10 protein-coding genes and 1 other annotated feature are annotated in these 12,879 nt (G+C 36.7%); of the genes, 8 read left to right on the top strand and 2 right to left on the bottom strand.

Annotated features, from left to right (window positions below; genetic code table 11):
• Positions 1-138 precede the first annotated feature (138 nt).
• Both mnmM and mnmL read right to left on the bottom strand, forming a co-directional pair.
• On the bottom strand, positions 139-717 hold the full coding sequence (gene mnmM, locus EC501_RS14225; protein ID WP_122972964.1) for a tRNA 5-(aminomethyl)-2-thiouridylate-methyltransferase MnmM: 579 nt from the start codon (positions 715-717) through the stop codon (positions 139-141).
• Between the two features lie 38 nt (positions 718-755).
• Complete coding sequence (gene mnmL / locus EC501_RS14220; RefSeq protein ID WP_122972962.1) at positions 756-1,718, bottom strand: tRNA modification radical SAM protein MnmL/YtqA; 963 nt, start codon at positions 1,716-1,718, stop codon at positions 756-758.
• A gap of 155 nt (positions 1,719-1,873) precedes the next feature.
• Here mnmL and EC501_RS14215 point away from each other — a divergent pair, with 155 nt between their 5' ends.
• The 8 genes from EC501_RS14215 to cysI all read left to right on the top strand — a co-directional run bounded on the left by EC501_RS14215 (position 1,874) and on the right by cysI (position 12,846).
• Positions 1,874-3,064, top strand: coding sequence for an MDR family MFS transporter (locus EC501_RS14215; RefSeq protein ID WP_122972961.1), 1,191 nt, complete (start codon positions 1,874-1,876; stop codon positions 3,062-3,064).
• Positions 3,065-3,142: 78 nt separating this feature from the next.
• Positions 3,143-3,358 (top strand) — a binding site (T-box leader).
• A 241-nt stretch (positions 3,359-3,599) separates the two neighbouring features.
• A complete protein-coding gene (leuS, locus tag EC501_RS14210; RefSeq protein WP_122972960.1) occupies positions 3,600-6,014 on the top strand; it encodes a leucine--tRNA ligase in 2,415 nt (804 codons plus the stop codon).
• A gap of 165 nt (positions 6,015-6,179) precedes the next feature.
• Complete coding sequence (locus tag EC501_RS14205; protein WP_122972959.1) at positions 6,180-7,379, top strand: MFS transporter; 1,200 nt, start codon at positions 6,180-6,182, stop codon at positions 7,377-7,379.
• A gap of 208 nt (positions 7,380-7,587) precedes the next feature.
• Positions 7,588-8,355: a uroporphyrinogen-III C-methyltransferase gene (cobA, locus tag EC501_RS14200; protein WP_122972958.1), complete on the top strand. Its 768-nt coding sequence runs from the start codon at positions 7,588-7,590 to the stop codon at positions 8,353-8,355.
• Between the two features lie 17 nt (positions 8,356-8,372).
• A complete protein-coding gene (locus tag EC501_RS14195) occupies positions 8,373-9,131 on the top strand; it encodes a sirohydrochlorin chelatase (protein WP_122972957.1) in 759 nt (252 codons plus the stop codon).
• Complete coding sequence (locus EC501_RS14190; RefSeq protein ID WP_122972956.1) at positions 9,124-9,270, top strand: YezD family protein; 147 nt, start codon at positions 9,124-9,126, stop codon at positions 9,268-9,270. Before EC501_RS14195 ends, EC501_RS14190 begins: the two co-directional genes overlap by 8 nt.
• 23 nt (positions 9,271-9,293) lie before the next feature.
• Positions 9,294-11,111: an assimilatory sulfite reductase (NADPH) flavoprotein subunit gene (locus tag EC501_RS14185; RefSeq protein WP_122972955.1), complete on the top strand. Its 1,818-nt coding sequence runs from the start codon at positions 9,294-9,296 to the stop codon at positions 11,109-11,111.
• 13 nt (positions 11,112-11,124) lie between these two features.
• Entirely contained in the window at positions 11,125-12,846 is a 1,722-nt protein-coding gene (gene cysI / locus EC501_RS14180; RefSeq protein ID WP_122972954.1) for an assimilatory sulfite reductase (NADPH) hemoprotein subunit, read from the top strand.
• The last annotated feature ends 33 nt before the right edge of the window (positions 12,847-12,879 follow it).

Raw genomic sequence — 12,879 nt, 5'->3', positions numbered from 1 at the left:
CAATCATTACCGAGGTCAATGGAACTTAAAAAAGATGACGCCTGCACAATACAGTCACCATCTTCTTCAAGTTGCTTAAAAGCCTTTTTTAAAAATGTCCTTTACAAAGGGTACACTTTAAGGTTGCCTTGCTCTTTTTTATTCTTTAGGGAAATTCTTTACTTTTTCCAATGCTACGATAAAAGGTGGATCATTTTTTTGGTTTAAAAATTCGTACCGGAGAACATGTACATACTTTTGAGGAAGGGAGCTGACGAATTTTAATAGTTCATCCCGTTCCTCTTTTCCACCTTCGTGACCATGATAGATTACTAAAACGATAATACCGCCGATTTTCAATAGTTGTAGTAGTTGTTCTATCGCTTCAATCGTTGTATTACTTTTCGTCACTACATGATGATTGGCACCTGGTAAATAGCCGAGGTTAAAAATAGCCCCACCAATTTGTTGTTGAACATGTTGTGAAATATGTTCATGGCCATCTAAAATAACCGTTGCTAGATGACTAACTCCATTTTCCTTTAGACGATTCTCCGTTGACTCAATGGCTTGTTGCTGGATGTCAAAAGCGTAAACATGGCCTTTCTCTCCAACAAGTTCCGTTAAAAATAATGTATCGTGACCGTTTCCAGCAGTCGCATCGATTGCAATGTCCCCTGCATCAATTGACTCGGAAAGGAGCGTTTTAGCATATTGTAAAACTCGTTGTAACTTCACTACCGTCACTTCCTTTTGGCTAATGCTTTTTTCTCCCATTAAACCATTTCGGTCTTGGACGGAACATATAATTTTCCTTGCCAACTTCCGCGACGTTCGAGTTCAGCATCAATACCGTTTAAAACTTCCCATTTGTTAACACTCCACATTGGGCCAATCATTAAATCAATCGGACCATCACCGGTAATACGGTGGACAATCATTTCAGGTGGAATTACTTCTAACTGATCTGCAACAAGTTTAATATATTGGTCCTTTTCAAGAAATTCCAACATACCTTTTTCATATTGCTTAACTAACGGCGTTCCTTTTAGTAAATGAAGCAGGTGAATTTTTATTCCTTGTACGTCCAGTTTTGCCACTTCACGGGCTGTTTCCATCATCATATCGTAATCTTCTAACGGTAAGCCGTTAATAATATGTGTGCAAACACGGATGTTATGTTTTCGAAGTTTCTCGACGCCTTCTACATAAGTTGCATAATCATGGGCACGGTTAATTAAATTTGCTGTTTTTTCATGAACCGTTTGTAACCCTAATTCCACCCATAAATACGTCCGTTCATTTAATTCTGCTAAATATTCAACAACGTCATCAGGTAAACAGTCTGGACGAGTTGCAATACTTAACCCCATCACTCCTTCGCAGGCTAAAGCTGCCTCGAATTTTTCCTTTAAGACAGGTAGCGGGGCATGGGTATTTGTATATGCTTGGAAATAAGCCATAGTTAAGCCATCTTTCCATTTATGTTGCATTTTTTCTTTAATTTTTTCAAATTGAACTGGGATTGGATCGACCCGATCACCAGCGAAGTCACCGCTTCCGGCAGCACTACAAAACGTACATCCGCCGAATGCAACAGTGCCATCACGGTTTGGGCAATCGAAACCGGCATCTAAAGCGACTTTATATACTTTTTTCCCAAATTCATCTCGTAAATATCGATTCCATGTATAGTAACGTTTCCCGTCGGATGGGAAAGGAAATTGTTGTTCAATCATTTCATTCACTCCTCTATCAAGTATTCTAACACGGGATGTTGTATTGTGCATTTTGTATCATGAAATTCCGTCAATTCAACAATTTTTTTCTTGTACTTCTAGTAAAAGAAGAATACTATTATTTTTTGTGGGAAAAGAGTTTTGGAGGTATAGATATGCCTAAAAAGGTTTGGCTATTAGTTATTGGGACCTTTATTAATATAACTGGGAGCTCATTTCTATGGCCGTTAAATACGATTTATATGCATGACCATCTGGGACAGTCTTTATCGGTTGCAGGACTTGTATTAATGTTAAATGCAGGGGCGACTGTATTAGGGAATTTAGCAGGAGGCCATTTATTCGATAAATTAGGTGGCTATAAATCGATTATGTTTGGCATTATAATTACGGTTATTTCTTTATTTGGCATTACTTTTTGGCATGGTTGGCCCCATTACGTTTGGTTTTTAACGATTATGGGCTTCGGAAGCGGGATTGTTATACCTTCCATTTTCGCATTGGTAGGATCCGTTTGGCCAGAAGGTGGGAGAAAAGGATTTAACGCTATTTATCTTGCTCAAAATTTAGGAGTGGCAGTAGGGCCAGCATTGGCAGGGCCTATTGCAGAAAAGAGTTTTGATTATTTATTTATTTCGAATTTAGGATTGTATGTCGTATTTTTCATTTTAGCTGTTGTCACTTATCGAGATATCGTACCGAAAATTGAGACGGAGAAAAGTAATAATGGGGAAAAGGTGAAATTATCTACTTCCAAATTAAATTTCTACTCGTTAGTTATTTTAAGTAGTGGCTTTTTGTTAGCATGGATAGCTTATTCTCAATGGTCAACTACCCTTTCAACCTACATACAACAACAAGGGATTAGTTTGAAAGAGTATAGTTTACTTTGGACGATTAATGGTGTGTTAATTATTACACTGCAACCTATTATTAGTCCAATTGTGCAAAAGTATGAAAAACAAATAAAGTCCCAATTAGTAATCGGTGTCATCATTATGATGCTATCCTTTACCGTTATTTTGTTTGCCGATAGTTTTAAAATGTTTGCCGCAGCAATGGTTATTTTAACAATCGGTGAAATATTTGTATGGCCGGCTGTACCGACGATTGCTAATATGTTAGCGCCTAAGGGGAAAGAAGGAACATATCAAGGGATTGTGAATAGTATAGGTTCAATAGGAAGAATGATAGGTCCATTTATTGGTGGTATGATTGTCGATTATTATAGTATGAACGTACTAATTTTATTTTTATGTAGTTTGTTTATTATTAGTATTGTTCCTTGTTTACTATATGATAAACCAATTAAGAAATCCTCTCATCCTATTTCTATTGATAAGTAATTTTTGCTTTAGAAAGCATTTAACTGGGGGACTTGTATATTTTATGTATTTCCATTAAAATGATTAAAATAATAAAAAAGTACGACTATGAGAAGGAATAGTAGATCTTGAAGCTTTTTAGAGAGCTAGCGGTTGGTGGAAGCTAGTAAGTAGATAAATCGAACTCGCCTTGGAGTCTGTTTTAGTGAAAAAAGTAGCTAAAACCGTCATACCGCGTTAAGGTACTAGAGCTGAGTGTAGTGTCACTAATTTGGGTGGTACCGCGGGAGTTTACAAATATCTCTCGTCCCTTTATTTATAAAGGGGCGGTTTTTTTTATTTTTTAAATATTTCGTCAACTTACCCTGTTAGACAAAAGCTCTATGTATCACGATTTTAAATTGAAAAATTTAGGAACTAATATACTCCAAGATGGATTTGTTTATTATTTCCGTTTCTAGGATAATCTACTTATTATATTAGCTTTTTGACCTAATTTATCATTTCTTCATGTCGAATGATCAGTTCAGAAAACAATAAAGGAGGAACAATGCTCATGAGTTTTAATCATCAACAAATCGAAAAAAAATGGCAACAATATTGGGAAAAAAATAAATCATTTAAAACATTGAATGACGAATCAAAACCTAAATTTTATGCAATGGATATGTTCCCTTATCCATCCGGTGCAGGGTTACACGTAGGTCACCCTGAAGGATATACTGCAACGGATATTCTTTCTCGCTTTAAACGTATGCAAGGATACGATGTTCTTCATCCGATGGGGTGGGATGCCTTCGGTTTACCTGCTGAACAATATGCCCTAGATACAGGAAACGACCCAGCTGAGTTTACAGCAAAAAATATTGCGACATTTAAAAGACAAATTCAAGAACTAGGATTTTCTTATGATTGGGATCGGGAAATTAATACGACGGATCCAGATTACTATAAATGGACTCAATGGATTTTTACTAAATTAGTTGAAATGGATTTAGCCTATGTAGATGAAATTCCTGTTAACTGGTGCCCAGCCCTTGGAACAGTACTTGCGAACGAAGAAGTCATCGATGGAAAATCCGAGCGTGGTGGTCATCCTGTAGAACGTCGTCCTATGCGTCAATGGGTATTACGTATTACAAAATACGCTGACCGACTACTTGACGATTTAGAAGAGGTAGATTGGCCGGAATCGATTAAAGATATGCAACGTAACTGGATCGGTCGTTCTGAAGGGGCCGAGGTGAAGTTTGCCGTTGCTGGTACAGAGAAAAACTTTGAAGTATTCACAACTCGACCAGATACGTTATTTGGCGCAACCTATTGTGTATTAGCTCCGGAGCATAAATTAGTTGAAGAAATTACGACTATCGAACAACGTCAGGCAGTAGATGACTATTTAGAAAAAGTGAAAATGAAATCTGATCTAGAACGTACAGATTTAGCAAAAGAAAAAACAGGTGTGTTCACAGGTGCTTATGCAGTTAATCCAATTAACGGTAAACAAATTCCGATTTGGATTGCCGACTATGTATTAGCTTCTTATGGAACGGGTGCTATTATGGCAGTACCTGCCCATGATGAACGAGATTATGAATTTGCGAAAGAATTCGGTTTAGAAATTGTACCAGTACTTGAGGGCGGGGATATTGCTAACGAAGCCTTTACTGGAGATGGACCGCACATTAATTCTGATTTCTTAAACGGTTTAAATAAAGCCGATGGAATTGCGAAAGCGATTGAATGGTTAGAAGAAAAAGGTGTTGGAGAGAAAAAAGTGACTTACCGTTTACGTGACTGGTTATTCTCACGTCAACGTTATTGGGGAGAACCAATTCCTGTCATTCATTGGGAAGATGGTACAATGACAACTGTACCTGAAGAGGAACTTCCATTAGTGCTTCCAAAAACTTCGAACATTCGCCCTTCTGGTACAGGGGAATCTCCATTAGCAAACATTGATGAATGGGTTAATGTAGTAGATCCTGTAACAGGGAAAAAAGGTCGTCGTGAAACGAATACAATGCCACAATGGGCAGGCTCAAGCTGGTATTTCCTTCGTTACATTGATCCAAAAAATAAAGAAGCCATCGCTGATCCTGAACTATTAAAACGTTGGTTACCTGTTGACATTTATATTGGTGGCGCTGAGCACGCAGTACTTCACTTACTATACGCTCGCTTCTGGCATAAAGTGCTATACGATTTAGGTGTTGTTCCAACAAAAGAGCCATTCCAAAAATTATTCAACCAAGGAATGATCTTAGGTGAAGGAAACGAAAAAATGTCAAAATCAAAGGGGAATGTCGTAAACCCTGATGATATTATTAAAAGCCATGGTGCCGATACCCTTCGTTTATATGAAATGTTTATGGGACCACTTGATGCTTCTGTTGCTTGGTCAACGAACGGCCTTGACGGTGCACGTCGTTTCTTAGATCGAATTTGGCGTCTATATACAACAGATGAAGGGAAGCTATCAGAAAAAATTCAAAATAGTTCTGATACAACACTAGAAAAGGCATATCATCAAACGGTGAAAAAAGTGACAGAGGATTATGAACATCTTCGTTTCAATACAGCCATTTCTCAAATGATGGTATTTATTAATGATTGTTATAAAGCTGATATTTTCCCAATGGAATACGCTGAAGGCTTTGTGAAATTATTAGCACCGATTGCACCACACTTATCAGAAGAGTTATGGGAAATTTTAGGGCATACAGAAACGCTTACTTATGCGGCATGGCCTACATTTGATGAATCCAAACTTGTCGATGATGAAGTGGAAGTAGTCGTTCAAGTGAATGGTAAATTACGTTCAAAGGTGAAAGTGGCAAAAGATGTTTCAAAAGAACAGCTTGAAGAAATAGCAAAAGTTGATGAAAAAGTAAAAGAGTTTACGGATGGAAAGCAAATTGTTAAAGTGATTGCGGTACCAGGTAAACTTGTAAATATTGTTGTAAAATAATCCATTATGCCTCAAATATATGACTCACATATATTTGAGGCATTTTTGTATATATAAGGATGAAAATCATACCCTTCAAACAAAATATTTCGTTCGTTTAATAAGTATGTTAAAATAAATTCAACGCTTTAAATCGTTAAAGTAAGGTTTGATTAGGAGAAAAAAATGAAAAATATGTATATGAAAGCTGCAATAGGTTTATATAGTAATTACTTTTTATTAGGAATGGTAAATATCATTCTTTCCTCCAATATGGAAAGTTTAACGGCCAAATGGGGTACAACTAGTACGATTATTAGTTACATTATAGCCGCTATCGGTTTTGGGAAACTATTATCATATAGTAGTTTAGGAGTTTTATCTGACAAAGTAGGAAGGAAGCCACTTTTAATTATTTCGAGCTTTCTCATGGCAATTTTTTTAGTTAGTATTCCTTTATTGCCAAGTTATAAGTTAGCCTTTCTATTTGCCGTTTTAGCGGGTGTTGCGAATGCGGCGATGGATGCAGGTTCCTATCCGGCATTAGTTGAAATATTTACGAAAAAATCGGGTTCGGCCAATGTACTCGTTAAAGCCTTTATGTCCACGGGTGCAACGATATTACCGTTTATCATTTTATTTTTATCCGATAACGGATTATTCTTCGGATATTCCTTTTTCTTACTAGCTGCTATTTATCTTTTCAATATGATCATTTTACTGTTGTCCACATTCCCAAAAGTTAATGAAGTTAAACTAGAAGAGAATGAGGAAACAGTGAAACCAATTGTTCCATTTAAATCGGAACCGAAATTGTTAAAAGAAGGTTTATCTTTAATCGTTATTGGTTTTACATCAACGGCATTATTTACAGTAGCTCAAATTTGGTTGCCAAGCTATGGACAAGAAGCCGTCTTTATGACTACGAACGAAGCGGTTAAATTGTTAAGTTATTATAGTATTGGATCCGTTGTTTCAGTATTAGTACTAGCCTTTATTTTAGGCAATAAAATAAAAGCAACAACGATTTTAATTGTTTATCCGATGATTACAGTGCTAACCGTTGCCGTTATTTTAACGGTTAAAGAACCTTCTGTTATTACGATTGCTTCCTTTTTCTTAGGTTTCTCAACAGCTGGGGTACTTCAACTAGCTATTACTTTAATGACAGAATTATTTTGGATGAGAAAAGGAACGGTAACGGGTTTAGTTGCAACAGCTTCCGGTGTAGCCTCCGTCGTTATGCCACTTATTACGGGTGCAATTGCAGAGAAAGGAGCGATAAATTTTATATTTATATTTGATGGTTTTATCGCCGTAATCGGTATTATTGCTGCCCTCTTTATCTTTGTAAGATATAAAAAATTAACATTAAAGAACTTTTAATAGGAAACGAATCATAATGGTTCGTTCCTATTTTTTTATTTAATTTGTTTAAAAATGCTTCATTTATAACATAATATTAATTTTAAAATCTTTTAAAAAGTCTTTTAATTTAAAAACATAGTTGACCAATAAGAATGGTATGTTTATTATTAAGGTAATATTCACACTTTTTTGAAATGGAAAACTGTTTTCATGAGGGGGGTTCGTAATGGGGAAAGTATATATTGTTGGAGCAGGACCAGGAAGTGTCGATTTAATTACAGTAAAAGGGTTGAAATGTATTCAACAAGCCGATGTTATTCTTTACGACCGTCTAGTGAATAAAGAACTGTTGGAATACGCAAAACCAAATGCAGAACTAATTTTCGTTGGTAAATTACCTAAATTACATGGTGTTATCCAAGAACGAATTCATAAATTACTCGTTCAATATGCTAGTAAAGGGAAAGTAGTAACCCGTTTAAAAGGTGGGGATCCTTTCGTATTTGGTCGAGGTGCTGAAGAGGCGGAAGTGTTAGTGGAAGCAGGTATTCCTTTTGAAATCGTGCCAGGAATTACTTCAGGTGTTGCCGCACCTGCTTACGCTGGAATTCCTGTTACCCATCGTGATTTAGGATCTAGTTTTGCTATTGTGACTGGCCATATGCGGGAAGGAAAGGATGATTCTATCCAGTGGAAGGGGTTGGCAGAATCAGTCGATACCCTTGCGATTTATATGGGAGTTGGCAATTTGCCATATATTACGGAGCAGTTAATGAAGTACAAACGTAATCCACAAACTCCTGTCGCATTAATCCATTGGGGTACGACGGAACATCAAAAAACGATAACGGGAACATTGGAGTCAATCGTAGAAATTGCGGAAAAAGAAGAGATCCAAAATCCTAGCATGATTATCGTTGGAGAAGTTGTAAAAATGCACGATAAAATCGCCTGGTTTGAACAATCAAAACAATTACAAGAAATATCGAGTTAACAAGGAGGGGGATCATTATGCAAGCAGTGTTATATGTTGCCCATGGAAGCCGGGTAAAAGCTGGTGTTGATGAAGCAATTGAATTTATTGAAACTGTAAAACCAAAAATTAATGTTGCTATCCAAGAAATTTGTTTTCTAGAATTAGCTGCCCCTTCGATTGTAGAGGGAGTTGCAGCATGTGTTGCTAAAGGAGCAACAAATATTGCTGTCGTTCCAATCCTACTGTTAACTGCTAATCATGCCAAACAAGATATCCCCCTTGAAATGAATAAAGCAAAAGAACTTTATCCCGATGTTACCTTTACCTTTGGTAGACCCTTTGGAATACATGAAAAGTTAATTGAAAGTCTACATGAGAGAGTGTTGGAAAAGGGTGTTGAGCAACATGATGAGATTGATATTTTACTCATTGGACGCGGAAGTAGTGATCCAAGTGTACAAATAGATCTTCAACAAATTGCCAATCACCTTCAAAGCCGGTATCACTACTCAAAGGTAGATATTTGTTTTTTATATGGCAACGGTCCTTCCTTTGAAAAGGCATTAGAGCAATTAAAAAAGGAACGGAATAATCCGGTCTATATCGTTCCATATCTTTTATTTACGGGCTTATTAAAAATAGGGATTCAAAAGAAAATAGCTCAACAAGGATTTTTAGAGAATCAAGTTGTGCTTTGTGACTGTTTAGGGTATGACGAAAATGTTCGTCAAGTATTAATAGAGCGCGTAGAAGAAACATTATATTCATATGGGGAGAGTGTCTCGAATGGATAAAAAACAGGCGAATGTTGAGCAGGCAATTGAAAATATAAAAAAAATGCTCGCTACAATGAACTACGGTTCCATAACTTTAATCGTTCAAGACAATACAATTGTTCAAATCGAAAAAAATGAAAAAATCAGATTAAAATAATCAAGTGAAGAGGTGTGTCGTAAGTGAAGTTAGAAGTAACTAATAGCCCTTTTACCGAACAACAAGTAAAGCAATTAAATGAAGTCTTAGCTAATTTAACACACAATCAAAAAATATGGTTAACTGGATATTTAAGTGCAGCAGTTTCAGTGCAAGCTGGAGAAGTTTCAATTGAAGGAAATCAACCAGTATCAAATAATGCTGTTATATCTACACCTGTTAACGTGAAGAAACATATTACAATTCTCTATGCATCGCAAACAGGTAATGCAGGAGGGTTATCTAAAAAATTTGGAGAACAATTAAAACAAGCTGGATTTGAAGTGAATGTTTCTTCCATGAGTGACTTTAAAACAAACGCTTTGAAAAAGGTTGACCACTTACTTATCGTTGCGAGTACTCATGGTGAAGGAGAGCCGCCGGATAATGCCATCATGTTCTATAATTTCCTATTTGGAAAACGGGCACCCAAATTGGATCATGTGAAATTTGCTGTTTTGTCATTAGGGGATAGTTCCTATGAATTTTTTTGCAAAACAGGGAAAGATTTCGATGAACAGTTAGAAAAACTTGGTGCTAAACGATTTGTTGATCGGGTTGATTGTGACTTAGATTATGATGAGCCGGCAGCAAAATGGTTTGATGCAGTAAAAGAAAAATTGCAAGAAGGTGAAGTAAGCGAAGTTACGGTTCAAGAGGCTGCACCAACAGTTCTAGCGACAACTACTGAATACTCGCGTAAAAACCCATATACGGCAGAAATTTTAGAGAAAATTAATTTAAATGGTCGTGGATCAAACAAAGAGACGATTCATTTAGAAATATCCTTAGAAAATTCGGGTATTACCTTTGAACCTGGAGATAGTTTAGCTATTTTCCCAACTAATAATGAAAACTTAGTCGATTCACTCATTACTGCATTAAACTTTAATCGAGATACGAAAGTAACGGTAGACGACAAAACAATTTCATTAAAAGAAGCGTTAACGGATATTTTTGAAATTACCGTGTTGTCGAAGCCAGTGATGCAAAAAATTGGGGACTATACAGTAAACGAAAAATTCCATGCATTACTTGCTGATCGAGAGTTATTTAAACAATACACCCATGGCCGTGACTTATTAGATGTTGTTGAATCATTCGGTCCATTTAGTTGGGATGAACAAAGTTTTGTGAACCTATTAAGAAAAATACCTGCAAGACAATACTCCATTTCAAGTAGCTTAGCTGCTTACCCAGATGAAGTCCATGTCACAATTGGTACAGTACGCTATGAAGTAGATGGACGACAACGACTAGGTGTTTGTTCAACACAAGTTGCGGATCGTTTAGAAATCGGAGACAAAGTACGTGTTTATGTTCAACATAATCCGAACTTTAAATTGCCTTCTGATGATACGCCGATTATTATGGTTGGTCCTGGCACAGGGGTTGCACCGTTCCGTTCCTTTATTCAAGAAAGGGAAGAGCGGGGAGCTGAAGGGAAAAATTGGTTGTTCTTTGGCGATCAGCATTTTATGACAGACTTTTTATATCAAACAGAATGGCAAAGCTGGTTAAAATCAGGCGTATTAACGAAACTTGATGTTGCCTTCTCTCGTGACAAAGCTGAAAAAGTATATGTGCAACATAAAATACAAAAACATGCTGCTGAAATTTATGAATGGTTAGAGCAAGGAGCAGTTTTCTACGTATGTGGAGATAAAGATTCAATGGCTGTTGACGTTCATAATACATTGCTACATATCATTGCGGAACAGGGAAATAAAACAGAAGAAGAAGCAAAAGCGTATTTAGACAATTTGCGAAAAGAAAAACGTTATCAACGGGATGTATACTAAGGGGGAAGTACGTATGGTAGAAAAAATAGTATTACCGCCTCAAGAAGGTAAACCAAGTGATGTGGAAGAAATAAAAGCTGAAAGTAATTATTTACGCGGTACATTGGCTGAATCAATGGAAGATGAGCTAAGTGCTGGAATTTCCGATTGGGATAACCGTTTAATGAAATTCCATGGAAGTTATTTACAAGATGACCGGGACGTTCGTCAAGAGCGAGAACGACAAAAACTTGAACCGGCTTATCAATTTATGGTTCGTGTTCGCATGCCAGGTGGTGTTGCAACACCGACCCAATGGCTAAAATTAGATGAGCTGTCGGATCGTTATGGCAATCAATCCTTTAAAATTACAACTCGTCAAACAGTTCAATTCCACGGCATTTTAAAATGGAATATGAAAAAACATATGCAAGAACTAAATAGTGTTTTATTTGATACGTATGCTGCTTGTGGGGATGTTAACCGCAATGTGATGTGTAATGCAAATCCTTATCAATCTAAATTGCATCAAGAAATTTTTGAATTATCTTCGAAAATTAGTGAACACTTATTACCACGTTCCAATGCATATTATGAAATATGGTTAGATAAAGAAAAAATTGTTGATACACAGGAAGAGCAAGAACCGATTTATGGGGCACTTTACTTACCTCGTAAATTTAAAATTGCGATTGCCATTCCACCGGCAAATGATGTAGATGTTTTTTCACAAGATATCGGTTTAATTGCCGTTGTGGAAAATGATGAGTTAGTCGGCTTTAATGTCGCAATTGGCGGTGGTATGGGAATGACCCATGGGGATACAGCGACGTATCCACAATTAAGCCGTCTAATCGGTTATATTCCAAAAGATAAAGTTGTCGATGCATGTGAAAAAATTATGACAGTACAACGGGATTATGGAAATCGTTCCGTTCGTAAAAACGCTCGATTTAAATATACTGTTGACCGATTAGGTTTAGAAAATGTAAAAAAAGAAATCGAGAAACGATTAGGATATGAGTTTGAAGAAGAAAGACCATATACTTTTGAGCATACAGGCGATCGCTTTGGTTGGATTAAAGGGGAAGATGGAAAATATCATTTTACTCTATTTATCCAAAACGGTCGTGTGAAAGATTTTGAACATTATCCATTAAAAACAGCATTACGTGAAATCGCCCAAATTCATAAAGGGGAGTTTCGTTTTACTGGAAATCAAAATGTTGTCATTGCAAATGTTGGGCCACGAGCTAAAAAGGCAATCGATGAAATTATTGAAAAATATCATTTAACAGATAGTGAACACTACTCAGCATTACGACGTAATTCCATTGCTTGTGTGGCTTTACCAACTTGTGGTTTAGCGATGGCTGAGGCGGAACGTTACTTACCATCTTTAATTGAAAAAATTGAAACAATTTTAGATGAAAACGGCTTGCGAGAACAAGATATTACGATTCGTATGTCTGGTTGTCCGAATGGCTGTTCTCGAGCGGCAATGGGTGAAATTGGTTTCATCGGGAAAGGTCCAGGGAAATATAACCTTTATTTAGGTGCTAGCCATACAGGTACCCGCTTAAATAAAATGTATAAAGAAAATATTGGGGAAGAGGAAATTTTAGCAACTCTTCGTCCTATAATTGAACATTATGCAAAAGAGCGATTAACAGGAGAGCATTTTGGTGATTTCGTTATTCGTGCAGGATATGTGGAAGCTGTAACGGACGGTCGTCATTTCCATAATCAAGCTTAACGATGAAGGATAGGTTCCGCTATTGGCGGCGAC

The organism is Lysinibacillus halotolerans, assembly GCF_003711845.1.
Lineage (GTDB): Bacteria > Bacillota > Bacilli > Bacillales_A > Planococcaceae > Ureibacillus > Ureibacillus halotolerans.
This window is presented reverse-complemented; position numbering and strand designations above follow the sequence as displayed.